Source organism: Bradyrhizobium sp. CAR08, from assembly GCF_052871955.1.
Genome location: NZ_JBIXJX010000026.1, coordinates 1 through 23712 on the forward strand (window position 1 = coordinate 1; position 23712 = coordinate 23712).

Sequence of the window (23712 nt, forward strand, 5' to 3'; positions counted from 1 at the left end):
GACTGATCCCGAACCGCCGGCACAACTCCCGCCGGTTCGCCCCTTCCTGCAACGCAAGCCGCACAAACTCCCGTCGCTGATCCATCACCGACACCTCGTTCCAGGGCATGGAAGGCCTCCCGAATCGACCATTCCAGCCCAGTTTGAAGTGTCAGCTATGTCTCCGAACACCTGTCAGTGATCTGTCCGGTCTAAACATCAAGCCCGGCGATGACGGCGGAGCATGCAGCGGCGACCGAGAAAGTCGCGGCTACCCGGCAGCGCCCGCGACCTTCGCCCGCATCGCCGGAGCCACCTCCGTTGTCGCGATCAGGCGCTTCAGCTCGGGGATGCAGGAGCCGCAATTGGTGCCGGCCTTGAGCTTTGCGCCGATCTCGGCGGCTGTGCGCGCGCCTGCGGCGATGGTGTCGCAGATGGTGCCGCGGCCGACGCCGAAGCAGGCACAGACGACAGGACCGGTCGAAGCCGCGCCCTCGCTCGACTTGCCGGACAGCAGCATGCGCCGCTGCTCATCGGTGACGTGGTCGGCCACGAACAGGCTCTTCACCACCTCCCAGTCCCCGGCATCATGCGCGGGGCCGACGAACAGGCAGGTTTCGATGCGGTCGCCGGCAAACGAGGCCGCGCGATAAACGCCGCCGCCGAGGTCGCGATAGTCGGCGACGTCCTCGCCGGCAACGCCACCGAGCCAGGCCGGCCAGCGCGACAGGTCCGCATTGTCGGCGAAGAGGTAGCCGAAGCCGCCGGTAACAGTGACGCGGGTCCACATCAGGTTCGGCGGCAGCTCCAGCTGCTTGCGCGACAACGCAAAGCCGCGGAAGACGTATTCATAAGGCGAAATCGCCGCCGGTGTCGCCTTCGACTCCGGCTGCCCCGAGAACGGATCGGTGAACGGTGCGACCAGCGCCCCCACGCGACCGTGCGAGGCGTTCATCGCACTCCAGTGGATCGGCGCGAACAGCGTGCCGCGCTGCTGGCGGTCGCTGACGACGACCTTGAGGGTGCACTGGCCGTAGTCAGTGGTGATGCGGGCATAGCCGTCATGAACGACGTTGTATCTGCCGGCGTCATCGGGATGAATCTCGACGAACGGCTCGGGCAGATGCGCGCCGAGCCGCTGGCTGAGGCCCGTGCGCGTCATGGTGTGCCACTGGTCGCGGATGCGCCCGGTGTTGAGCCGCAGCGGCCGCGACGGCCCGGTCTCGCCGCGCAGCGCCGGCACCTCCGGCGCGACGAAGCGGCCCTTGCCGTCATTGGTGAAGAACCCGCCGGCCGCGAAGAAGCGCTCGCCGGGCGCCTGGCCTTCGCGCGCGGGCCACTGCACGGGCTTCAACGCGTCGAAGCCCTCGTCGGACAGCGAGGTCAGCGCGCCGATATCGAAGTCGCGGCTGCCATCGTTCTCGAACGCCGAGAGCGCGGCGTGCTCGCGAAAGATGTCGGCTGCGGATTTGTAATTAAAACTGTCGCCGAAGCCGAGGCGTTTTGCGGTTTCGCTCAGGATCCACCAGTCCGGCCGCGCCTCGCCGGGCGCCGGCAGGAACGAACGCTGGCGCGAGATCCGGCGCTCGGAATTGGTCACGGTGCCCGACTTCTCGCCCCAGGCCAGCGCGGGCAGCAGCACGTGCGGCCCGGCATCGACCGTGTCGTTGGAGAGCACGTTCTCGGAGACCACGAACAGCTCGAGCTTCTTCAGCGCCTCGCGCACGAAGTCCGCGTCGGGCAGCGACACCGCGGGGTTGGTGCCCATCACCCACAGCGCCTTGACCTCGCCGCGGTTGATGGCTTCGAACAGCTGCACCGCCTTCAACCCTTCATGGGTCGCGATACGCGGCGCCTTCCAGAACCGCCGCACGCGATCGATGTCCGGCGGCGTGAAGTTCATGTGTGCGGCGAGCTGGTTGGCGAGGCCGCCGACCTCGCGGCCGCCCATCGCGTTGGGCTGGCCGGTGAGCGAGAACGGCGAGGCACCGGGCTTGCCGATGCGCCCCGTGGCGAGATGGCAGTTCAGGATCGCGTTGACCTTGTCGGTGCCCTGCGCCGACTGATTGACACCCTGCGAGTACAGCGTGACGACGCGGGGCGTGTCACGGAACATCTTGAAGAAGGTGGCAACGTCCTGCTCGGAGAGGCCGGTCGCCAGTGCGGTCGCGGTGATGCTGCCGGCGATGCTGCGTGCGCGCGCCAGCGCGTCGTCAAAGCCCGACGTGTTTTGCCCGATGTAGTCCTGATCCAGGGCACCATTGTCGGCGAGGTGAACGAACAGGCCGGAGAACAACGCCGTGTCGGTGCCGGGCTTGAGGCCGAGGAACAGATCGACGTCGGTCGCGGTGTCGGTGCGGCGCGGATCGATCACGATCATGCGCGCGCCGCGCTCCTGCCGGTTCTTCAGCATGCGCTGGAACAGCACGGGATGGCACCAGGCGGCATTCGAGCCGACGAACACCAGAAGATCGGCCTGGTCGAGATCCTCGTAGCAGCCGGGCACGGTGTCGGCGCCGAAGGCGCGGCGGTGACCGGCGACCGATGACGACATGCAGAGCCGCGAATTGGTGTCGACGTTCGCAGTGCCGACAAAGCCCTTCATCAGCTTGTTGGCGACGTAATAGTCCTCGGTCAGCAGCTGGCCCGAGAGATAGAATGCGACCGCGTCGGCGCCGTCGCGCGCGACGATGTGCTGCATGCGGTGGGCGACGTGATCGAGCGCATCGCTCCAGGCGACGCGTTCGAGCACGCCCTTGCAGCGGATCATCGGATAGAGCAGCCGGCTTTCGAGCCCGACCGTCTCGCCGAGCGCCGAGCCCTTGGAGCACAGCCGGCCGAAATTGGCAGGATGATCGGGATCGCCCGCGATCGCCGCGCCGCCCTTGCCGTCTGGCGTCGCCAGCACGCCGCAGCCGACGCCGCAATACGGACAGGTCGTTTTGGTAGCGCGGAGCGTGGGATCGATCGCCGTCATATCGAGCCGCCTCAATCAAGCCGCTTTGGAGGGACGCGCGAGCGCGCGGCCGAACATCATGTCGGTGCGGATCGCCGCCACCTTGTCACGATTGCGGATCAGCTCGAGATACCAGAGCGCATCAACGGTATCGCCGATCAGCACCGCGCCGGTGAGCCGGCCGTCGGAGATGACGAGCTTCTTGTAGGTGCCGCGCCTGCGGTCTGACAGCACGAGGCTCTCGCTGCCCTCCCCGCCCATGAAGTCGCCCGCGGAGAATACGCTGACGCCCGACACCTTCAGATTGGTCGAGACCACGCTGCCCTGATAGGCCGCGGGACGGCCCGCGAGATGCCGCGCCAGCACGCGCGCCTGCTCGTAGGCAGGCTCGACGAGGCCGTAGCAGGTGCCGCGATGCTCGGCGCATTCGCCAAGCGCGTAGATATCGGGTGACGCCGTCTGCATCTCGTCGTTGACGACGATGCCGCGGTTGACTGCGATGCCGGCGTCCTTTGCGAGCGCAATGTTGGGCCTGATGCCGGCGGCGAAGATCACCGCATCGGCCTCGATGCGGCTGCCGTCGGCAAGCTCGACCGCTTGGACATGACCTTCGCCGTGGATGCGCGCTGTGGATGCATTGAGCAGGATACGAATGCCCTTGCGCTCGACCAGTGTCTTGAGCAGGTCCGCGGCGGAGGCATCGAGCTGGCGCTCCATCAGCCGGTCCATCAGGTGCAGCAGCGTCACCGGCGCTCCGGCCTTGGCGAGGCCGTAGGCCGCTTCGAGTCCGAGCAGACCACCGCCGACCACGACGACGCGCTTCCTGGCGGCCGCGAGCGTCAGCAGCAGGTCGACGTCGCGGGTATCGCGAAAGGTGTGCACGCCGGCGAGATCGGCGCCGGGCACGTTGAGCCGTAGCGGCGTCGAGCCGACGGCGAGCACGAGCTTGGAATATTCCATGCTCTCTTCGCCTTCGATCTTGAGCTCGCGTCGGCCGGTGTCGATCTCGGTGACCCGATAGCCGTAGCGCACCGTGACACCGCGATGGCGCCACCAGTCGGCGGGTCGGAGCTCGATCTCGTGCGAGCCGGTCTCGCCGGCCAGCACGGAGGAGAGCAGAACACGGTTGTAAGCGAGCCGCGGCTCTTCGCCGATGACGGCGACCGCGTAGCGGCCGAGTGCGGTCTTGGCGAGCTCGTCGACCAGACGCGCGGCCGCCATACCGTTTCCGACAATGACCAGCGGTTCACTCACAACGCATCTCCTATTCAGCGGCCTGCGACTGTGCGCCGTAGGCCTCGGACATCATGTAGCCGGACAACACGCCGTAGGCGTCGGTCCAGGCGGTAGCGAGTTCGGGCGTCCAGGCCTCGCCAAGGCCCTTCTCCAGGGTCCACAGCAAGGTCGCGCCGACCACGGGGTAGTGCTCGGCCTTGGCGCCGTAGCCGACGTGACGCTTCGCAAGCGCGGAGGCCGCCGGAAGAATCGAGTCCAGATTCGACAGACCGCCGACGACGGCGGCGAGCATGCCCATCAGCTTCTTGCGCTGCTCGGTCATGTCCTCGGGGAACATCGCGCGCACGGATGGCGCCACCTCGAACAGGCGATCGTAGAACAGCACCGCGGCCTGCGCGGAAATCGGCGCGACCTTGGCAAAGCTCTGCTGCACGAGGGTGATCTGTTCCGGCGTCATGATGTTCTCCTGCCTGTTGGGTTTGCCTTGGTGCGCGCCATTGCGAACCAGGTTCATTGTCAAACTGTCGGGCAATGCTTCTCCCCGCGTATGGGGAGAAGCGAGATTCGTACCAAGTATTAGACACGCGCGCCGGCGAGGCTTGACGCGCCTTCGCCCTGCGGGCTGCGACGCAGATAGAACCACCAGGTCAGCGCGAGGCAGGAGGCGTAGAAGCCGAGATAGATCGCGAGCGCGAGCTGCGGCCCGCCGGTCAGCGCGATCGACTTGCCGAACCCGGTCGGGATCAGATAGCCGCCAACGGCGCCGACCGCGCCGATGAAGCCGACCGCAGCACCGCTCTCGATGCTCGCCGTCTTCAAGGCGACCGCGCGCTCCGCATCGCCCTTGCCGCGCACCCTGAACAAATTCTGCTCGCGGAAGATCGAGGGGATCATGCGGTAGGTCGAGCCGTTGCCGATGCCCGTCGTCACGAACAGGACCAGGAACATCGACAGAAAGCCGATGAAATCCTTGTGCCCGACGAAGTAGAGCACGCCGATCGTCGCGCCTGCCATCACGATGAAATTCCAGAACGTGATCACCGAGCCGCCGATCCTGTCGGCAAGCCAGCCGCCGAGCGGCCGCGACAGCGAGCCGACCAGCGGCCCCAGGAACGCGATCGCAATGGTGACTTGCGGGAACTGGGTCTTGATCAACAGCGGAAATGCAGCCGAGTAGCCGATGAAGGAGCCGAACGTGCCGATATAGAGATACGCCATGATCCAGGTGTGCTTGCGCCTGACCACGGCGAGCTGGTTCTTGATCGACGACTTGGCCGTGGTCAGGTTGTTCATGAAGAACACTGCGCCGAACACCGCGATCGCGATCGGCAGCACCCACATCAGGCCGGCGTTCTGGAGGAAGACGCCGTCGACGGGCGATGCCTGGAACAGGTTGATGACGGCGAGCGTCATCAGGATCGGGGTCAGGAGCTGCACGCTGGAGACGCCGATATTGCCGCCGGCCGCATTCAGTCCGAGCGCCCACCCCTTCATCCGGTCGGGGAAGAAGAACGAGATGTTCGTCATGCTGGAGGCAAAATTGCCGCCGCCGAGACCGGCGGTCGAGGCAATCAGCAGCATCAGCCAGAACGGCGTGTCGGGCTGGCCGACGAAATAAGCCAGCGAAAGCGTCGGAATGAGCAGGATCGCCGCGCTGAAGATGGTCCAGTTGCGCCCGCCGAAGGTCGTCACCGCGAAGGTGTAGGGAAAGCGCATCAACGCGCCGATCAGCCCGGGCACCGCGACGAGCTGGAACAGCTGGTCGGTGGTGTAGTGGAAGCCCGCCTGCGGCAGCTTGGTGGTGACGATGCTCCAGATCAGCCAGACCGAGAAGCCGATATGTTCGGCCACGATCGACCAGATCAGGTTGCGTCGCGCGATAGTCTTGCCAGTCGCATTCCAGAACGCCTCATCTTCGGGGCGCCAGTCTGAAATCCAGGTTGGATTCTTCGTCATTGAGTATCCCTTCTTGCCTCACCGCTGCGTCGTTGCAGGCTCAGCCTCCGGCCACGGAGGCGCGCGCCGAGGCCAAGCCCCGGTGGCGAGTTCACGATGCTGATTGATGATGTTGAGGGACGTCGTCGTTGGCGTCGCGGTCGGTGTTTCAATTTCCGTGCCAACTGCGCGCATTCCGGAAACGCAGGAAATTCAGGAGCTTGTTCGTCGTGCCCCAAATTCTTGCAGCACTATTTCGCACGCAAATTTTGCGATTCGCTCAATCCCTGTGCGCCGCACAAGGATTGAGCTTGATGATTCAAAATTAGGCGTTGCGTGAGCATCTGTTGGTGACGCGCCTACGCGGCTTCGACGAAGCGATGACGCTCATAGAGGAATTCGAGCACGCGCTGCCGGCACTTCAGGTAAGTGACGTTGGTCGCGAGTTCGAGCCGCTTGCGCGGCCGCGCCAGCGGCACCTCCAGCACCTCGCCGATGCGCGCGCTCGGCCCATTCGTCATCATGACGATGCGATCGGACAGCAGCACCGCCTCGTCGACGTCGTGGGTGATCATCAGAATGGTGTTGCCGAGCTTCTGATGCAGCGCCATCACCGAATCCTGCAAATGCGCGCGGGTCAGTGCGTCGAGCGCGCCGAAAGGCTCGTCGAGCAGCAATACTTTCGGCTCCATGGCAAGCGCGCGGGCAATGCCGACGCGTTGCTTCATGCCGCCGGAGATTTCCGAGGGCCGCTTGTCCTTGGCATGGGCCATCTGCACGAGGTTGAGATTGTGCATGACCCAGGCGTCGCGTTCGGCGCGCTTCTTGGTCTTGGCGAAGACCTTGTCGACGCCGAGCCGGACGTTCTCGTACACGGTCAGCCATGGCAACAGGCTGTGGTTCTGGAACACCACCGCGCGATCCGGTCCCGGCGAGTTCACCTCGCGGTTCTCGAGCAGCACGCCGCCCATGGTGGCGTTGGTCAGGCCTGCGATGATGTTGAGCAGGGTCGACTTGCCGCAACCGGAATGGCCGATGATCGAGACGTATTCGCCCTTGTCGATGGTGAGATTGATATCCTTCAGCACCTCCGTGGAGGCTGCGCCGCGGGTGAAAATCTTGTCGATATGGTCGAGCTTCAGATAAGCGGTCATGTGCTTCCCCTTTAATTCAGCGCGGTGCCGCGGGTGACGATCTTGCCGGCGCCCGCGATCAGGCGGTCGAGCACGAAGCCGATGATGCCGACATAGAACAGCGCCAGGATGATTTCGCTGATATGCGAGGAGTTCCAGGCGTCCCAGATGAAGAAGCCGATGCCGACGCCGCCGATCAGCATTTCCGCGGCGACGATCGCGAGCCATGACAGGCCGATGCCGATGCGAAGTCCCGTGAAGATGTAGGGCGCGGCGGCAGGGATCATGATCTTGGCAAAGAACTCGAGCGGGTTGAGCTGCACCACTGCGGCGACGTTGCGATAGTCCTGCGGAATGTTGCGGATGCCGACCGCGGTGTTGATGATGATCGGCCAGACCGAGGTAATGAAGATGACGAAGATCGCCGACGGCTGGCCGTCACGGAAGGCCGCGAGCGAAAGCGGCAGCCAGGCCAGCGGTGGGATCGTGCGCAAGACCTGGAACAGCGGATCGAGCCCGCGCATGGCCCAGACCGACTGGCCGACCAGGACGCCGAGCGCGATGCCGGCGATGGCGGAGAGCGAATAGCCGAGCGCGACGCGCTGGAGACTGGCGGAGAGATGCCAGAACAGACCCTTGTCGATGCCGCCATGGTCGAAGAACGGATCGAGGATCAGCTCCTTGGTGTCCTTGAAGACTTTTGACGGCGGCGGCAGCGCCGAGCCGGCGCGACGGCAGACCAGCTCCCATATCAGCATGAGCAACGCGACCACGACGAGCGGCGGGATAACGCGCACGGCGGTCTCCCGCGCCATCCGCGCGTAAGTCTCCGATCGCGGCGGCCGCTTCGGTGTCATCGCGACGACCGGCGCGGCAGCGCTCGCAGGCTTCGCGGTCTCAACCTCGATCTTCGTGGCGGGCATGTTCATCGCAATATCTCTCCGGCTGCAAAAGACGATGCGGCCGCCCGGAGGCGGCCGCTGGCTCCATCAGACTTCGACGCGCTTGATCGCGAGCGACTTCAGATAGGCAGCGGGATTTTCCGGATCGAACACCTTGCCGTCGAAGAAGGTCTCCTTGCCGCGCGACGTAGAGGCCGGGATCTCCGCACTTGCGACGCCGAGCGTCTTGGCCGCATCGCGCCACATGTCCTCGCGGTTGACCTTGGCGATCAGCGCCTTGGTGTCGAAATTCGCCTCGTACTTGCCCCAGCGGATGTCCTCCGTGAGGAACCAGAGGTCGTGGCTCTGGAACGGATAGGAGGCGAAGTCGCGCCAATACTTCATGATGTGCGGGGAGTTCTCGACCACCTTGCCCGGGATGCCGTAGTCGAACTTGCCAGCGGTGCGGTCGAGCACGTCTTCGACGGGGCAGTTCATCCACTGCCGCTTGCCCATGATGGCGGCAAGCTCGGCCTTGTTCTCGGCCTTGTCCGACCATTGCTGCGCTTCCATCACCGCCATCAGCAGCGCCTTCGAGGCCTTTGGATATTTATCGACGAAGGCGGCGCGCATGCCGAAGGATTTTTCCGGATGCTTGTTCCAGAGTTCGCCGGTGTTGATGGCGGTGTAGCCGATGTTCTGATGGATCAATTGCAGATTCCAGGGCTCGCCGACGCAGAAGCAATCCATGGTGCCGACCTTCATGTTGGCCACCATCTGCGGCGGCGGCACCACGATGGTCTCGATGTCCTTGTCGGGATCGATCCCGCCGGCGGCGAGCCAGTAACGGATCCAGAGGTCATGCGTGCCGCCGGGGAAGGTCATCGCGGCCTTCACGGCCTTGCCTGAGGCCTTCTTCTTCTCCAGCGCCGCCTTGAAGGGCGTGGCGTCGACGCCGAGCTTCAGGTCGGCATATTCGTTGGCGACGGAGATGCACTGGCTGTCGAGATTGAGCCGCGCCAGGATGTACATCGGCGTCGGCTGATTGTTCTGCGTCACCTTGCCGGCCGAGATCAGATACGGCATCGGGGTGAGGATGTGCGCACCGTCGATGCCGTTGCCTTCTGAGCCGAGCACGAGATTGTCCCGCGTGGTGCCCCAGGAGGCCTGCTTCTGCACGTCGGTGTCGGGCATGCCGTATTTGGCGAACAGGCCCTTGTCCTTGGCGACGAACAAGGGGCCGGCATCGCTCAGCGCGATGAAGCCGAGCTTGGCACCCTTGACCTCGGGGCCGGCGTCCTGCGCGAAGGCGCCAGCGGGGAAATTCAGTTTTACGGCGGCCAGGAGTGCGGCGGTCGAGCCGGCGGCCTTCAACAATTGACGGCGGCTGAGGCCAGTGTCCGACGGCCGGCGGGTGCGCTTGGTCATGGGCGATATCGTCCTTTGCGTCGTTGCAGAATGATTGCGTCAGTGCACACGAGCAGCCCATCCGGTCCGGCGACGCCTGAAGCTGCGCATGCGAACGCGCGGCGGGGAGACCCCCGTCTGGTGGCGTCGGCAATTCGGATGAGAAGTCTCGCGGGACGGCTTCAATGGCGTCGGGCTGGAACTATTCAAGCTTCGTGCCAAGCGCCGCAACGTAGAAAATCTCGAAAGATCAGTATGCTACAGGCAGCGCGCCAGTCTGTCGCAGGCCCGTTCCGCTCGCGAAATTTGCGGCTTGCCCAATAATTGTGCGGCGCACAAAAGTTGTGCAGCAGCTCAAGCAAAAAGGCCGCATCAAGCGCAAAAGCCGGGGCAGCCAAAGCTCTATCAGATTGATGTTGCTTGCTTTTTATGAGCCCAGCACACGGCACGCAAATTGCTTCTCCATTTACGTCAATGAAGACTGCGGCTTTGCCGCATTGATGCAGGCGCTGGCGGCTGCATCCCGGAAGCTCAACTGCTTCGCGGCCCTCCTCGGCTCGGTCGTCGTGACGCAATCCCAAAGGCTTCCAACTCTCCATCGCCTCGTGCGCGGCAGGTCAGCCCGCACGGGCAGTGACGTTCAATCGCTCTCGCAGGAGGGCGAGATCTCTTTCTTAGGAAGCAAAAGGAACCATCGATGTCGTATCTCGCGCCTTCGGAATTCGTCACCAAGATGGTGGATGCGGGCGAGTCCAAAGTCTTCATGTCCACCCGGGATACCATCATCCGCGCCTACATGGCCGGCGCCATCCTGGCGCTCGCGGCATGGTTCGCCGTCACGATCAACGTGAACACGGGGCAGCCGCTGATCGGCGCGCTGCTGTTCCCGGTCGGCTTCGTCATGCTGTATCTGCTGGGCTTCGACCTCCTGACCGGCGTGTTCGTGCTCTCCCCGCTCGCCCTGATCGACAAGCGCCCCGGCGTCACCATCGGTGGCGTCTTGCGCAACTGGGGCCTCGTCTTCGTCGGCAACTTCGCCGGCGCCTTCACCGTGGCCTTCATGATGGCTTTCGTCACGACCTTCGGCTTCACGCAGGACCCCGATAAGATCGGCACCGCGATCGGCAATATCGGCGAAGGCCGAACGCTGGGCTACGCTGCGCATGGCGCGGCCGGCATGGCGACGCTGTTCCTGCGCGGCATGCTTTGCAACTGGATGGTCTCGACCGGCGTGGTCGGCGCCATGATCTCGACCTCGGTCCCCGGCAAGGTCATCGCGATGTGGATGCCGATCCTGGTGTTCTTCTACATGGTGTTCGAGCATTCCGTCGTGAACATGTTCCTGTTCCCGTCGGGCCTGATGCTGCACGCAAAATTCTCGATCATGGATTACCTGATCTGGAACGAGATCCCGACGGTGCTCGGCAACCTCGTCGGCGGCCTCGCCTTCACCGGCATGACCCTCTACGCCACGCACGTCATGACCAAGCCGAAGCGCCAGGCCGGCAAGGCCACGTCGCCCCGCGTCGCGGCCTGATACGTCTCGACAGGAGAGCCTCGCCCGATCAGGGTGAGGCTCCCCTTTGCCGGTGATGACGATGACCCGCGGACTTCAGATCTCGGTCGGCCAGCATTCCGACAAGGGTCGCAAGCCCATCAACCAGGATTTTCACGGCGTCCTCGTTCCGGACGAGCCGATGCTCAGCCTGAAGGGCATTGCGGCCGTCCTCGCCGACGGCATCTCCAGCAGCACGGTGAGCCAGATCGCCAGCGAGTCGGCGGTCAAGAGCTTCCTGATGGACTATTATTGCACGTCGGAATCCTGGACGGTGAAGACCTCCGCCCGCCGCGTGCTGGACGCGACCAATTCCTGGCTCCACGCGCAGACGCGCAAGAGCCAATATGCCTATGACCGTGACAAGGGTTATGTCTGCACGCTGAGCGCCATGGTCATCAAGGCGAGCACCGCGCACATCTTCCACGTCGGCGACTGTCGCGTCTACCGCGTGGCCGGCAAGGCGCTCGAACAGCTGACCGACGATCACCGGATCATCGTGTCCTCGGAGCAGACCTATCTCGGCCGTGCGCTCGGGATCAATCCGCAGCTCGAGATCGACTACCAGAGTTTCGAGATCGAGACTGGCGACACGTTCCTGCTGGCGACCGACGGCGCCTATGAATTCGTCGACGCGCGTTTTGTCACGAGTGCGCTCAGCGAGCATGCAGCCGAGCTCGACGGAGCGGCGAAGGCGATCGTCGAGGAAGCCTACCGGCGCGGCAGCGACGACAACATCACAGTCCAGATCCTCCGCATCGATGCAGTGCCGCAGCGCGAGCCGGCCGGCATCTTCAACCAGACCTCCCAGCTGCCGCTTCCCCCGCTGCCGGAGCCGCGGGCCGTCTTCGACGGCTACAGGATCGTCCGCGAAATCCACGCCAGCAGCCGCAGCCACATCTACCTTGCCGTCGACGCGGTGACCGAGGAGCCGGTCGCGCTGAAGCTCCCGTCGATCGATTTGCGCGACAATGCCGCATACCTCAAGCGCTTCCTGATGGAGGAGTGGATCGCGCGCCGGATCGACAGCCCGCACGTGCTCAAGCCGTTGTCACAGTCGAAACGGCGCAGCTACCTCTACGTCGCGACCGAATTCGTCGAAGGTCAGACCTTGCGGCAATGGATGACGGACAATCCGCGCCCCGATCTCGAAACCGTCCGCGGACTGGTCGAGCAGATCGCCGCGGGCCTGCGCGCCTTCCACCGCATGGAGATGCTGCATCAGGACCTCAGGCCCGACAACATCCTGATCGACAAGACCGGCACCGCGAAGATCATCGACTTCGGATCGGTTAAGGTGGCAGGCGTCGCGGAGGCCGCGCCACAGGACGAGACCGACGAAATTCTGGGAACGGTCCAGTACACGGCGCCGGAATATTTTCTTGGGCAAGGCGGCTCGCCGCGCTCCGACATGTTTTCGCTCGCCGTGATCTGTTACCAGATGCTGACGGGAAAGCTTCCCTATGGCACCCAAATCGCCAGGGTCCGGCGCAAGGCGGACGTGCGGAGGCTCAAATACCGCCCGGCCGATGACGACAGCAACGTGCCCGCCTGGGTCGACGGCGCGCTCAGACGTGCGCTGCATCCGGATCCCTACAAGCGGCACGAGGATCTGTCCGAATTCGTCTTCGAGCTTCGCACACCCAATCCGGCCTATCTCGACACGCGGATCACGCCGCTCTTGGAGCGCAGCCCGCTGATGTTCTGGAAATTGACCACGGCGGCGCTCGCCTGCGTCGTCGTGGTCCTGCTAGCGATGCTGCACGCGCGCTGATCCGGGTGTAGCCACGCAAAGCATCACCACGTGATCAGCGGAGACCGATGCAGCCAGGTATCGGCGCGCACCTGATCGAGCACGAATGTCGCAACGTCTTCGCGCGCGATGCTACCGCCATGGAAGCCCGAAAAATCCGTCAGGGCCCGGACCGAGCCGCGGCCGGGCTTGTTGTTCAGGATCGAGGGGCGAACCAGGACCCAGTCCAGCCCGCTGTCTCTGACGATTGCTTCCTGCCGGTCCTTGTCGGCGTACACCTTCTTCAGGAGAAGCGGAAAGATCACATTGTCGGCGATAAAGCCGCCGTGCCCGGCACTGTCGCCGGCGCCCATTCCCGTGATGCAAACGAGCCGCGAGACCTGCTCGGCCTTCATCGCGCTCACGAGCGCGCGCGTCGCGGTCGAGAGAAGCGTCACCTCGCGGAACGGGCTTACCGGTGTACCCAGCGCACTGACCACGGCCTCACGGCCTTTGAGGGCTGCGCGCAGGGCTGTTTCATCGCGGGCGTCTCCGACGATAAGCTTCGCCCCCGTGATGTCACGTGCCTTCTCGGCGGAACGCACCAGCACGGTGACGTCGTAGCCTCGCGCCACCGCCTGGTTGACGATCAGGCGACCGGTGGCACCGGTCGCTCCAAGCACCAATATCTTCGTCGCACCTTGCGGATCCGCCGGAACAGTGGCGATTGAAGAGGTCATGATGGGAGTCCTCGTTGTCGTGATGGGGACGTGCCCATGCCGTCAGGCAGAGGCCGCGATTTCGGAGACGAAGTCGCGATAGGAGCGCAGGGGACGGCCCAACAACGCGGTCAGACGCTCGACGTCGCCGGCTTCGGGGACCATTCCCTCGGTGAGGAAACGCTCGCTCATCAGCCGCATGTCGTAGGCCATCCAGCTCGGCATGAACTGCCGGAGATTCTTCTCGAAGCCGGCGGTATCGTCACCGGGATAGGCGACCGTGCGGCCCAGCACCTCCGACCAGACCGCGGCGGCTTTCGCGCCGGTCAGCGTATCAGGACCGACGAGATTGACGCGGTCGAGCGCAAGCGGCGTTGCGGCGCGCTCACGACGGATGAGCTCGAGGGCCGATATCTCACCGATGTCGCGCGCATCGATCATGGCGAGCCCCTTGCTCCCGATCGGCATCGGATAGATGCCGTATCCGGTCACCACGTCCTTGATCGTGACGTCGTTGTTCATGAAGTACGCCGTGCGCAGGATGGTGGCGTTGAAGCCCATCTGCTCGATCATCCGCTCGACGCCGAACTTGCCGGCAAAGTGCGGGACGTTCACGTAGCGATCGCTGTGGATCACCGAGAGGTATACGACCCGCTCGACACCAGCCTCGCGGGCGACGTTGAGCGCGATCAGCGCTTGCGTGAATTCATCCGGCACCACTGCGTTGAGCAGGAACAGGGTCGAGACGCCCTTGAATGCGCTGCGGATCGAGTCGACGTCGAGCAGGTCGCCCTGCACGACGGTGACGCCTGCCGGGAGGTTTGCCTTGGCTGGATCGCGGGCGAGAGCACGGACATCGGCGCCGCGTTTGGCGAGCTGTTCGACGACGTGGCGGCCGACGGTGCCGGTTGCACCGGTAACGAGGATGGTCATGGAGATCACTCCGGGTTGGTCAGAAGACACCCGGAAATTAGCGATCCACAAACGAACCGATAGCCGCTATATTTGGACGGACTGTCTCACTGGTGGAACGATGTACCTGCTCGCACTGACCGACTTCAATCTCGTCGCCCGGCACGGCGGCTTCGGACGGGCCGCACGCGCCACCGGACGCCCGAAAGCCACCCTGTCCCGGCGGGTCGCCGAGCTGGAAGCTGCCCTCGACCTGCGCCTGTTCGAGCGCGGGGCGCGCACCCTGAAACTCACACAGGAAGGACGCGCCCTTTACGAGCGGACGGGGGCCTTGCTCACCGAGCTCGATGAGACGGCGACAGCGATCGCCTCGGGTGGGGACAGGCCGCGGGGGCGCTTGCGGATCAGCGCGCCCTTGCTGTTCTCGCAGACTGCAATGGGAAACCTCGCGGCCGGGTTCGCGCTCAGATATCCGGAGATCCGTCTTGAGGTCACGACGGAAGATCGCTCCGTCGACATGGTGGAGGAAGGGTATGACCTCGTCATTCGGGTCAATCCCGATCCGGATGACAGCCTTGTCGGACGAATCTTTCTGCGCGATCGGCTGGTGGTCGTGGCAAGCCCGGACCTGAAACGACCGAGGGACGGCATCGCTGTGCCGGCTGTCATGCGCGGAGCGGGCGACCAGCTGACAAGCTGGGAAGTCACGATGCCCAGTGGAAGGTCGCGCATCGCGATTGATCCGGTCCTGCGCCTGTCATCGCTCGTCATGGTTCGCGACGCGGTCCGGGCGGGCGTCGGCGCCACACGCCTTCCGGTATCACTGGTCAGTCACGACCTGGCTGCCGGCACGCTGGTGCATTGGGGCGACATCGACGGACCAGAGATCGCGTTGTGGACGCTCTATCCATCGCGCCGGCTGTTGAGCGCGCGCGTCTCCGCCTTCCTCGACTTCATGAAAGAAGCCTTTCCGATGGGGACGCCTGACGAGCTGGCGGCGTTTATCGGGAGATGAGCGGGTGGCGCGCGCTGCTCGCGCCTGACGGTCAGGCGTGCTCCTCCGCCTTCGTCCCCAGCGGCCTCGGCGCCATGCCGCCGCCCGGCTTGAGGTGGAATTCGTAGCTCATCAGATGCCACTGCCCGTTCGCCTTGCTGCCGTCGGGCATCGCCGCATCGTTGCGCGGCTCGACCTTGGCGACGAGGTCGTCCTTCACGCCGAACACCACGTCGGAATCCAGATATTTGTCGCCGTCCATGAAGACGTGGGTGATCAGCGGCTCGTAGCCCTTGGCATTGACCAGGAAGTGCACATGCGCCGGGCGCATCGGGTGGCGGTTGGTCTGCACGATCATCTCGCCGACCGGGCCGTCGGTCGGGATCGGGTAGCTGCACGGCAAGATGGTGCGGAAGAAGAAGCGGCCATCGCTGTCGGTGATGAAGCGCGCCCGCGCCGAGGCGCCGACCTCGTCATAGTTCGGCTTCTGCGAGTCATAGAAGCCGTCATCGTCAGCGTGCCAGACGTCGACGGGGACATTCGCGAGCGGCTTGCCGTCGAGATCGGTGACACGGCTCTGCACGAACATCCGTTCGCCGGTTTGATTGTTCGGAGAGATGTCGGTTCCGTGCGCCGTCACCTTGTGCTCGCCGACATAGAACGGCCCGAGCACGGTGGTCTGGGTGGCGCCCTCGCGCTCGCGATGGTTGACCGCGTCGACCAGCATGGAGACGCCGAGCACGTCGGACAGCAGGATGAATTCCTGTCGTGTGTCCGTGCATTTCTGGCCGGTGCGGGTCAGGAAATCGATGGCGTATTCCCATTCCGCGAAAGTGAGGCCGGTCTTGCTCACGTAATCGTGCAGCGACTTCACCAATTCCTGGAGCAGGAATTTCGCGCGCGGGTCAGGTGTCTGGTCAAAGCTCCGGACGACGGCTTCGGTGAGTTCGGTTTCGTTGAACTGGGTCATGGTCGTTTGCCTGCGTTTTCTCATTGGCCCGTTGGGGATCTTTTTGGGCTGCTTGGAGGCGTTCCAAAGTGAAGCCTACACCAAACAGCCGGCCGGCGTTAAGCGCGACCGGCTTGGAATAAGACCGCCTTTTCGGCTATCAACGGCGGACAAAACTTTCGGAGGAACTGATGCTCGCCCCCACCCCCGCCTCGCCCGAATCCGTGGGCATGTCCAAGGCCGCGCTCGACCGTGTCGATGCGCATCTGAAGAGCCGGTACATCGATGCCGGTCGCTTCCCGGGCACGCATCTCCTGGTCTATCGCCGTGGCAAGATCGCCCACAGCTCGGTGCAGGGTTTTGCCGACGTCGAACGCAAGCTGCCCGTCAAGGATGACACCATCTACCGCATCTATTCCATGACGAAGCCGCTCACCAGCGTCGCCTTCATGATGCTGGTCGAGCAAGGCCTCGTCGCCATCGATGAGCCGGTCGCCAAGTACATTCCGGAATGGAAGGATCTCGGCGTGTTCGTCGCCGGCACTGCGCCTTCCTTCCTGACCCGGCCGCCGTCGCGGCCGATGCTGATCGTCGACCTCCTGCGCCACACCTCCGGCCTCACCTACGGCTTCCAGCAGCGCTCGAACGTCGATGCCGCCTACCGCGCCGAAAAGATCGGCGAGGTCGAGAAATCCGGCACGCTCCAGACCATGATCGAGAGCCTTGCAAAAATCCCGCTGGAGTTCTCGCCGGGCGAGGCCTGGAATTACTCGGTTTCGACCGACGTGCTCGGCTACCTCATTGGCAAGATCTCCGGCATACCCTTCGAGCAGTTCCTGAAACAGCGCATTCTCGATCCACTCGGCATGACCGACACTGATTTCCACGTGCCGGCTTCCAAGGCCCACCGGTTCGCTGCCTGTTACTCGGCCGACCCGGGTGGCGGCATGACCTTCCATGCCGGCCAGCGCCGCGAGGGCCTGACGTTGCAGGATGATCCAACCAAGAGTTCGTTCCTGTCACCGCCGTCCCTGATTTCGGGCGGCGGCGGGCTGTGCTCGACGACGGCCGACTATCTCACCTTCTGCCGTGCGCTGCTCAATGGCGGCGAACTCGGCGGCGTCAGGTTGATCGGGCCGAAGACGCTGGCGCTGATGACGACCAACCACATTCCGGGTGGACGCTCGCTGCCGGAAGTGTCGCGCTCGCTGTTCGCGGAAGCCGCCTACAACGGCATCGGCTTCGGCCTCGGCTTCGCCGTGACGATGCGCCCGGCCGAGACGCTGGTCGCCGGCAGCCCCGGTGAATACAATTGGGGCGGCGCGGCCACGACTTCGTTCTGGATCGACCCGGCCGAAGAATTGATCACCATCTTCATGACGCAGGTGCTGCCGTCGAGCGCCTACCCGCTCCGGCGCGAGCTGCGCAGCATGGTCTACGCTGCGATCACCGAGAGCAATCTCTGAGAAAAATGCACCGATTCCGCGGCATCAGAGCCGCGGGATCAAGCCCCGCTCATTTCAACATCTCCGGCACGATCAGGCGCGGCAGGAACAGGGAAACGCTGGGCCAAATAATGAGCGCCGCCAGCACGAGCAGCATGGGGATCAGCATGATCACCGTGTCCTTAAGCGCATAGCGCAGCCGTACCCCGGCGATCGAGCAGGCGATCATCAAGCAGAGGCCATAAGGCGGCGTCACCAATCCGAAGGCGAGCGAGACGATCGAGATGATCGCAAACTGCACCGGATGAAGGTCGACCGATTTCGCCAGCGGTTCGAGAACGGTGCCGACGATGATGATCGCCGGAATGGCGTCGAGGAAGCAGCCCACCACCAGAAAGCAGAACGCGATGAAGAAGCCGGCCCCGATCGCGCCCATGCCCCAGGTCGAGACGTTAGCCAGCAGTTCCTGCGGAATCCTGTAATAGGCCAGCAGCCAGCCGAACGCGCTCGCGGTACCGACGCAGAACAGCGCCACGCCGGCAAGGCGCCCGGTATCGAGCAGCGCCTTGTAGAGTTCGCGCGCGCCGGTTTCACGGTAGAAGAACGTCGACAGCGCCACGGAATAGAGCACTGCGACGCAGGCGGATTCGGTCGCGGTGAACCACCCCAGCAGGATGCCGCCGACAATGATGAACGGCGTCATCAGCGCCGGTATCGAGCGCCAGATGGCGCAGCACATCTCCCTCCAGGTGTCCTTCGGATAGGTCGGATAGCCCCGGCGCACGGCATAGATATGCACTGTTGCCATCTGCGCGCCCGCGATTAGCAATCCCGGCACGATGCCTGCGAGGTACATCGCGGCGATCGAGGTCGAGATCAGTCCGCCCCACACGATCATCAGGATCGAGGGTGGGATGATGACGGCGAGCACGGCCGAGACCGCGGTGATGGCGATCGAGAACGAGAGGTCGTAGCCCTCCTTGGTCTGGGCATCGATGAATATCTTGGACTGGCTCGCCGCGTCCGCGGTGGAGGATCCGGAGATGCCGGCAAAGAACACCGACAGCACCACGTTGATCTGCGCCAGCGACCCCGGCCAGTGCCCGACCATCGAGCGGGACAGCGCGACCAGCCGGTCGGTGATGCCGCCGATGCTCATCAGATTGGCGGTGAGCAGGAAGAACGGGACCGCTAGCAGGATGAATGAATTGTAGGCGTTGAAGGTTTCCTGCGCGAGCGTCATCAGCGACAGATGCGGCTCGATCAGCAGGATCGGCACGCAGGCAAGGCCAAGCGCGAAGGCGACCGGGACGCGGATGATGAGCAGGCCAACGAAAGTACCGAACAGGACCATTGCGGCCTGCCCGGCAGAAAGAACATTGCCGCTCATTGATTTGCCCCAAACAAAATCCGCATCTCGTCGACGATCTGTTCACCGGCGAACACGATCCAGGTCACGCCGGAAATCGGCCAGGCGACGTGGATCAGCCAAAGCGGCAGATCGGCCAGCTCCGAAGTTCTGTTCCAGGCAAAGCGGGTGAACTCGATTCCGGCGGTTACGAACACCAGTGCCAGCGCCAGCACGCCGAGCCGCGCGAGAATCCGGACCATGGCTTCGCTTCGGCGTGACAGGTCAGGCCAGACGTCGACTTCAAAATGCTGCGACTCTCTGATGCCGACCATGGCGCCAATGATGATCGTCCAGATGAACATGAACCGCGCCATCTCCTCGGTCCAGATGTAGGACGGAATCAAAGGCGTGTAGCGCGAGATGATCTGCAACGTGACCGGAATGACCAGCATACCGACGGAGGCGGCGAGCAGGATTTCCAGCAGTTTTGCATAGGCCGCCGTTGCTCGGCGCCATGGCGACGGGTTCGGTGGCATCGATATTTCAGTCATCACGACTCCGGGGGATCACAATCACGCAATGGGGCAAGCCGTCTGGCTTGCCCCGACGTCCTGTCGCGTGGGCGGCGACAGTTTTCAGACGACGTTGATCTTCTCGAAAATGCCTTCCGCGCCAATTTCCTTGGCGTAGGTGGCCATCACGGGATCGGCGAGCTTCTTCATGGCGTCCCGTTCTTCGAAGGGAACGCGCTTGAGCTTCCCGGCCTTCTCCAGCGTGTCGAGCTTGACGACTTCTTCACTCGACTCCAGTTGTCGGCCGTAGTCGCCGGCCTCCTTGCCGGCCTTCATGATCGCGTCCTGCAACTCCTTCGGCAAGGTCTTTAGCGTCTTCACCGAGAAGCAGATCGGCCGGATCGACACGGCGTGTTGGGTCAGGTTGAGATGCGGAGCCACTTCGTAGAACTTCATCGCCTCGACGCCGGCCGCCTCGTTCTCGCCGGCCGCAATCACGCCGTTCTGGATCGCGTTGTAGATTTCGTTGTAGGCGATCACCGTCGGGCTCATGCCCACGGCCGCAAAGGTCTTCGACCAGATCGGCGCGCCCTGTACGCGCACCTTGAGTCCCCTAAGGTCGGCGAGAGTCTTGAGCGGCTTGTTGGCGAAGATATTGCGGATGCCACCGCCGGAATAGCCGATCAGAACGACCTCGGCCTTGGACGCGACTTCGTCGGCGATCGGCGCCAGGATATTGGCTTCGACGACCTTGTTCATGTGGTCGATGCCCTTGAACACGAAGGGCGCGTCGATGAACGGGGCCGCCTTGGCGAAGGTCGACATGTGAGCCGGCGAGACGATGCCGTAATCGACGGCTTTGCCCTGCGACATGTACTCGAAATATTGCTTTTCGAGGCCAAGCGAGGAATTCCTGTGCAGTGTGAAGTTGACGGGCTTGCCGTAGTACTTCTTGACCAGCTCTTCGAACCGGAGCAGGGCCCGGTTGAAGGCGTGGTCGTCGTTGAACTGGACCGCGCCGTTCAATGTGATCGGCGACTGTGCCCTGACGATTGACGGCATGCCCATCGCAGCCGCCGCAGTGGTCGCGCCGAGCCCAGCGAGAAATGATCTTCGCTTCATCGTCTCCCCTCCTTTTGATGCTCCGGCCCTGTCGCCGGGCCGTGAGCGCAGCCGGTATGCGGCTTGCGAGTGGGAAGCGTATGGAAAACCTCGGCGGGACGGAAGTCATTTCACGCGCGCGGGAGGCCCTCTTCGTCGCAGGGCCACCCCTTTCGCGAACTGCTGCACTGCAACTTGCGCTCCTGCCGGTGCGTGGCAGGCCGAGGGGAGCAGCCTCTCTTAGCAGACAGACGGCGTGCGGGCCCGTGCGCTGCACGCACAGACCCGCCTTCCACTGCCGCTTAGTGCATGTGGCCGATCAGATAGATGCCGCCGCCGATCACCAGCACGGCCGGCACGGCCCAGAGAATCAGAACTGGCATTTGTCATCCTCCTCAGTTGGACGTGCAGACCTTGACGGTCTTCATGCCGGCTTCAGCTTCGGTGCGCGATTTGTAGATCGCGCCCGATGGGCTGACGACGGTCATGGACGTGTCCGTCGGCTTCTTGTCGACGATTGTGCACTTCTTCGTCTTGACGTCCTGCACGACATAGAACTCGTCGGCCGCGAACGCCGGCAGGGATATTGCGGAAAGCATCAATGCTGCAGTTACTATCTTCAACTTCATTTGTAGTCCTCCTCCAGAGCCCGAGCCGTCAGCCCGGTCATCTACAAACGGGAAAAAGCGGCAATTAGTTCCCTGAGCCGGGAACGCTGTCCGCAATGAGGGGTTGTTGCGGCGCATGTTCAAACGAGGAGAACGAGATGAAGAAGTTGTTCCTGCTTTCCGCCGCGGCGGTCCTGATGTCGACCGGTGCTTTCGCGCAATCGACCGTCGTGACGACGACCGGGACGGGCCACGCGGCGGCCGTCCAGATCGAGCCGCAGTACCGAACCAAGATCAAATCCTACGTCACCGAGCATCGCATTCGCCCGGTGACCACGAAGGAAAAGATCGTTGTCGGTGCGGCGGTGCCGAGCGACGTCGAGCTTGAGGCCGTTCCCGCAGACTGGGGTCCGTCGCTGACGAAGTATCGCTACGTCTACTCCGGCGATCGCGTGATGCTCGTCGATCCCGGTACGCGCACGGTCGTTCAGGAAATTGATTGATCCAGGTGTAAGGGGGCCGCCTTGAGGCGGCCTCCCTCTCTGGGAGTTGACATTATGAAATCGCATCGAGAGGCCCGGATCGCCGGGCTCAGCCTGGCGGCCGTGTACGCCATGTGTCTCCTACTGACCGCAATCAGCATGAGCTGAGGCGCAGCCGCGGACCGCGCTGCAAAATCTTCTTCCTGGGCGGCGCGTCCGAACGCAAAAATTATTGGCGTAGCGCAAATCCCGCCCCTATGGTCTCCCAAAATCATAAATCCGGCGCTCCCCTGCGCTGGAACCGGGACGCCCGCGTTTGTCAAAGCTCACTTTGCCGGTCCGGCTCGCTCTTCTGGTGACGGGAACGATGTTGCCGCTGATCGTCTTCGCGGTCGGCATTGCCGTCTACAATTACAAACAGGACCGCAACGACGCGACCCGCCGCGTGCTGGAGAATGTGCGCAGCATGCGCCTCGTGCTGGACTCCGAAGTGCAGCGGATGACCGGCGGCCTGCAGGTGCTTGCACTGACGAATTCGCTGCGCAACGACGACTTCCAGAGCTTCCGCCGCATCGCGCTCGGCTTCGTCGACCAGTACGGCAAAGGCGGCCTCGTCCTGATCTCCGATCGCAAGGGCCGGCTGTTGTTTTCCTCCGCGACCGAGGACACCGCAAGCCTGCCGCCACGCGGTCATCTTGAGATCATCGAGAAGGTGTTTGCGACCAGGTCGCCGCAATATTCCGACCTGTTCACCGGCGCGATCAACGGCCGGCAGGTGCTTACGGTCGAGGTTCCGGTGCTCCGCGACGGCGAAGTGATCTACGACCTCTGCTTCAGCCCGCCGGTCAGCACCTTTCAGGACCTGGTGGAAAAGCAACGGCCCGACCGGGATTGGACGGTCTCCCTGCTCGACACCAAGGCTATCGTGTTCGCGCGCACGCCGAACCCTACGGAGATCTTTGGCAAACGGGCTACCGGCGCACTGTACGAGAGTATGTTGCGCACGCCGGAAGCCGCACTCTCGACGGTTTCGCTCGACGGCGTCGCGTTGTCCACCGTCTATACGAGGTCGCGGCTGACCGGCTGGACCATCGTGGCCGGCGTCGCCGAGACCTCGCTAATCGCTCCGCTCTGGCGCAACATCGCGATCACCAGTTTTATCGGCGGCGTCCTGCTGCTGACCGGCCTGACCTTCGCGGTCCGGATGGCGACCACGATCGCGCGCGGCGAGATGCTGCACGATCTCCTGATCGACGAGCTCAACCATCGCGTCAAGAACACGCTCGCGTTGATGCAGGCGATCGCGGTGCAGACCTTCCGCAGCGCCAGCCGGGACGAGCGGGTAAAATTCGAGGGCCGGCTCGGCGCGCTGGCCGAGGCGCATAATTTGCTCAGCCAGGAGAAATGGGCGGGCTCCGAGCTGCGGGACGTGATCGCCCGCGCGCTCCAGCCGTTCCTGCTGAATAATCCGGAGCGCATCCGCATGGCCGGACCCGCGGTGCCGCTGTCGCCGCGGCTCGCCGTGGTGCTGTCGATGATCGTGCACGAGATCGCCACCAACGCGGCGAAATACGGCGCGCTATCCAACGAGACCGGCCGGGTGACGCTGGAGTGGCAGGTCGTCGCCGATGCGCCGAAGCCGCGGCTGCGCCTGATCTGGACCGAGATCGGCGGACCGCCGGTGACGGCGCCGGTGCAACGCGGCTTCGGCTCGCGCCTGATCGAGCGCAGCGCGCGCGACCAGCTCGGCGGCGAGGCAACGGTCGACTTCCTGCCCCGCGGCGTGGTCTGCACGGTGATTTGCGCGCTGGACGAGGCGCGATGA

At 63.8% G+C, this 23712-nt stretch carries 20 protein-coding genes; 6 read left to right on the forward strand and 14 right to left on the reverse strand.

All coding sequences use genetic code 11. From position 1 onward, the window contains the following. Positions 1–250 precede the first annotated feature (250 nt). The 7 genes from ACIPUD_RS34975 to ACIPUD_RS35005 all read right to left on the reverse strand — a co-directional run bounded on the left by ACIPUD_RS34975 (position 251) and on the right by ACIPUD_RS35005 (position 9548). Positions 251–2956: a nitrate reductase gene (locus ACIPUD_RS34975; RefSeq protein ID WP_446482468.1), complete on the reverse strand. Its 2706-nt coding sequence runs from the start codon at positions 2954–2956 to the stop codon at positions 251–253. Between the two features lie 15 nt (positions 2957–2971). Further along, positions 2972–4189 carry an NAD(P)/FAD-dependent oxidoreductase gene (locus ACIPUD_RS34980; protein WP_085385885.1) on the reverse strand — a complete coding sequence of 406 codons (1218 nt, stop codon included), beginning with the start codon at positions 4187–4189 and terminating at the stop codon, positions 2972–2974. Positions 4190–4199: 10 nt separating this feature from the next. Continuing rightward, on the reverse strand, positions 4200–4628 hold the full coding sequence (locus tag ACIPUD_RS34985; protein WP_026233298.1) for a globin family protein: 429 nt from the start codon (positions 4626–4628) through the stop codon (positions 4200–4202). 119 nt (positions 4629–4747) lie between these two features. Further along, the gene (locus ACIPUD_RS34990) at positions 4748–6127 is read right to left on the reverse strand and encodes an MFS transporter (RefSeq protein WP_018457089.1); all 1380 of its coding nucleotides are present in this window, start codon (positions 6125–6127) and stop codon (positions 4748–4750) included. Between the two features lie 338 nt (positions 6128–6465). Next, positions 6466–7260 (reverse strand): ABC transporter ATP-binding protein, encoded by a 795-nt coding sequence (locus ACIPUD_RS34995; protein WP_085362269.1) that lies wholly within the window; start codon positions 7258–7260, stop codon positions 6466–6468. An 11-nt stretch (positions 7261–7271) separates the two neighbouring features. Then, a complete protein-coding gene (gene ntrB / locus ACIPUD_RS35000) occupies positions 7272–8168 on the reverse strand; it encodes a nitrate ABC transporter permease (protein ID WP_085352122.1) in 897 nt (298 codons plus the stop codon). Between the two features lie 60 nt (positions 8169–8228). Further along, positions 8229–9548: a CmpA/NrtA family ABC transporter substrate-binding protein gene (locus tag ACIPUD_RS35005; RefSeq protein WP_085352121.1), complete on the reverse strand. Its 1320-nt coding sequence runs from the start codon at positions 9546–9548 to the stop codon at positions 8229–8231. 676 nt (positions 9549–10224) lie between these two features. On the opposite strand from ACIPUD_RS35005, the gene ACIPUD_RS35010 reads away from it, so the two are divergent. Beyond that, the gene (locus tag ACIPUD_RS35010) at positions 10225–11064 is read left to right on the forward strand and encodes a formate/nitrite transporter family protein (protein WP_018457093.1); all 840 of its coding nucleotides are present in this window, start codon (positions 10225–10227) and stop codon (positions 11062–11064) included. Between the two features lie 55 nt (positions 11065–11119). Next, positions 11120–12856 (forward strand): protein kinase domain-containing protein, encoded by a 1737-nt coding sequence (locus tag ACIPUD_RS35015; protein ID WP_446482469.1) that lies wholly within the window; start codon positions 11120–11122, stop codon positions 12854–12856. Positions 12857–12879: 23 nt separating this feature from the next. Here ACIPUD_RS35015 and ACIPUD_RS35020 read toward each other — a convergent pair whose 3' ends face one another. Together ACIPUD_RS35020 and ACIPUD_RS35025 are read right to left on the reverse strand one after the other, a co-directional pair. Further along, positions 12880–13554: an NAD(P)-dependent oxidoreductase gene (locus tag ACIPUD_RS35020; protein ID WP_377827721.1), complete on the reverse strand. Its 675-nt coding sequence runs from the start codon at positions 13552–13554 to the stop codon at positions 12880–12882. Positions 13555–13596: 42 nt separating this feature from the next. Next, positions 13597–14466: an SDR family oxidoreductase gene (locus ACIPUD_RS35025; RefSeq protein WP_018457096.1), complete on the reverse strand. Its 870-nt coding sequence runs from the start codon at positions 14464–14466 to the stop codon at positions 13597–13599. Between the two features lie 100 nt (positions 14467–14566). Between ACIPUD_RS35025 and ACIPUD_RS35030 the strand changes: the two genes are divergently transcribed. Further along, positions 14567–15460, forward strand: coding sequence for a LysR family transcriptional regulator (locus ACIPUD_RS35030; RefSeq protein WP_446482486.1), 894 nt, complete (start codon positions 14567–14569; stop codon positions 15458–15460). A gap of 31 nt (positions 15461–15491) precedes the next feature. Here the strand turns inward: ACIPUD_RS35030 and ACIPUD_RS35035 are convergent, their stop codons facing one another. Next, positions 15492–16409, reverse strand: a complete 918-nt coding sequence (locus ACIPUD_RS35035; RefSeq protein WP_085352119.1) for an intradiol ring-cleavage dioxygenase — start codon at positions 16407–16409, stop codon at positions 15492–15494. Between the two features lie 170 nt (positions 16410–16579). On the opposite strand from ACIPUD_RS35035, the gene ACIPUD_RS35040 reads away from it, so the two are divergent. Continuing rightward, complete coding sequence (locus tag ACIPUD_RS35040) at positions 16580–17854, forward strand: serine hydrolase domain-containing protein (RefSeq protein ID WP_018457099.1); 1275 nt, start codon at positions 16580–16582, stop codon at positions 17852–17854. A 49-nt stretch (positions 17855–17903) separates the two neighbouring features. Here ACIPUD_RS35040 and ACIPUD_RS35045 read toward each other — a convergent pair whose 3' ends face one another. The 4 genes from ACIPUD_RS35045 to ACIPUD_RS35060 all read right to left on the reverse strand — a co-directional run bounded on the left by ACIPUD_RS35045 (position 17904) and on the right by ACIPUD_RS35060 (position 21426). Continuing rightward, positions 17904–19223, reverse strand: a complete 1320-nt coding sequence (locus tag ACIPUD_RS35045) for a TRAP transporter large permease (RefSeq protein ID WP_018457100.1) — start codon at positions 19221–19223, stop codon at positions 17904–17906. Then, positions 19220–19735 carry a TRAP transporter small permease gene (locus ACIPUD_RS35050; protein ID WP_446482470.1) on the reverse strand — a complete coding sequence of 172 codons (516 nt, stop codon included), beginning with the start codon at positions 19733–19735 and terminating at the stop codon, positions 19220–19222. Before ACIPUD_RS35050 ends, ACIPUD_RS35045 begins: the two co-directional genes overlap by 4 nt. Before the next feature lie 84 nt (positions 19736–19819). Further along, complete coding sequence (locus tag ACIPUD_RS35055; RefSeq protein ID WP_018457102.1) at positions 19820–20818, reverse strand: TRAP transporter substrate-binding protein; 999 nt, start codon at positions 20816–20818, stop codon at positions 19820–19822. A 374-nt stretch (positions 20819–21192) separates the two neighbouring features. After that, positions 21193–21426, reverse strand: coding sequence for a hypothetical protein (locus ACIPUD_RS35060; RefSeq protein WP_026233301.1), 234 nt, complete (start codon positions 21424–21426; stop codon positions 21193–21195). A 137-nt stretch (positions 21427–21563) separates the two neighbouring features. Between ACIPUD_RS35060 and ACIPUD_RS35065 the strand changes: the two genes are divergently transcribed. Continuing rightward, positions 21564–21908, forward strand: a complete 345-nt coding sequence (locus ACIPUD_RS35065; protein ID WP_018457104.1) for a DUF1236 domain-containing protein — start codon at positions 21564–21566, stop codon at positions 21906–21908. Positions 21909–22254: 346 nt separating this feature from the next. Beyond that, positions 22255–23712 carry a sensor histidine kinase gene (locus ACIPUD_RS35070; protein WP_247300326.1) on the forward strand — a complete coding sequence of 486 codons (1458 nt, stop codon included), beginning with the start codon at positions 22255–22257 and terminating at the stop codon, positions 23710–23712.

Excerpts from the sequence above, each read along its gene's own strand:
- ACIPUD_RS35005 (WP_085352121.1), bottom strand. The coding sequence starts at position 9,548 with ATGACCAAGCGCACCCGCCGGCCGTCGGACACTGGCCTCAGCCGCCGT.
- ACIPUD_RS35010 (WP_018457093.1), top strand. The coding sequence starts at position 10,225 with ATGTCGTATCTCGCGCCTTCGGAATTCGTCACCAAGATGGTGGATGCG.
- ntrB (WP_085352122.1), bottom strand. The coding sequence starts at position 8,168 with ATGAACATGCCCGCCACGAAGATCGAGGTTGAGACCGCGAAGCCTGCG.
- ACIPUD_RS34990 (WP_018457089.1), bottom strand. The coding sequence starts at position 6,127 with ATGACGAAGAATCCAACCTGGATTTCAGACTGGCGCCCCGAAGATGAG.
- ACIPUD_RS35065 (WP_018457104.1), top strand. The coding sequence starts at position 21,564 with ATGAAGAAGTTGTTCCTGCTTTCCGCCGCGGCGGTCCTGATGTCGACC.
- ACIPUD_RS35055 (WP_018457102.1), bottom strand. The coding sequence starts at position 20,818 with ATGAAGCGAAGATCATTTCTCGCTGGGCTCGGCGCGACCACTGCGGCG.
- ACIPUD_RS35050 (WP_446482470.1), bottom strand. The coding sequence starts at position 19,735 with ATGACTGAAATATCGATGCCACCGAACCCGTCGCCATGGCGCCGAGCA.
- ACIPUD_RS35025 (WP_018457096.1), bottom strand. The coding sequence starts at position 14,466 with ATGACCATCCTCGTTACCGGTGCAACCGGCACCGTCGGCCGCCACGTC.
- ACIPUD_RS34975 (WP_446482468.1), bottom strand. The coding sequence starts at position 2,956 with ATGACGGCGATCGATCCCACGCTCCGCGCTACCAAAACGACCTGTCCG.
- ACIPUD_RS35030 (WP_446482486.1), top strand. The coding sequence starts at position 14,567 with ATGTACCTGCTCGCACTGACCGACTTCAATCTCGTCGCCCGGCACGGC.
- ACIPUD_RS35060 (WP_026233301.1), bottom strand. The coding sequence starts at position 21,426 with ATGAAGTTGAAGATAGTAACTGCAGCATTGATGCTTTCCGCAATATCC.
- ACIPUD_RS35070 (WP_247300326.1), top strand. The coding sequence starts at position 22,255 with ATGTTGCCGCTGATCGTCTTCGCGGTCGGCATTGCCGTCTACAATTAC.
- ACIPUD_RS35035 (WP_085352119.1), bottom strand. The coding sequence starts at position 16,409 with ATGACCCAGTTCAACGAAACCGAACTCACCGAAGCCGTCGTCCGGAGC.
- ACIPUD_RS34985 (WP_026233298.1), bottom strand. The coding sequence starts at position 4,628 with ATGACGCCGGAACAGATCACCCTCGTGCAGCAGAGCTTTGCCAAGGTC.
- ACIPUD_RS34995 (WP_085362269.1), bottom strand. The coding sequence starts at position 7,260 with ATGACCGCTTATCTGAAGCTCGACCATATCGACAAGATTTTCACCCGC.
- ACIPUD_RS35040 (WP_018457099.1), top strand. The coding sequence starts at position 16,580 with ATGCTCGCCCCCACCCCCGCCTCGCCCGAATCCGTGGGCATGTCCAAG.
- ACIPUD_RS35045 (WP_018457100.1), bottom strand. The coding sequence starts at position 19,223 with ATGAGCGGCAATGTTCTTTCTGCCGGGCAGGCCGCAATGGTCCTGTTC.
- ACIPUD_RS35015 (WP_446482469.1), top strand. The coding sequence starts at position 11,120 with ATGACGATGACCCGCGGACTTCAGATCTCGGTCGGCCAGCATTCCGAC.
- ACIPUD_RS35020 (WP_377827721.1), bottom strand. The coding sequence starts at position 13,554 with ATGACCTCTTCAATCGCCACTGTTCCGGCGGATCCGCAAGGTGCGACG.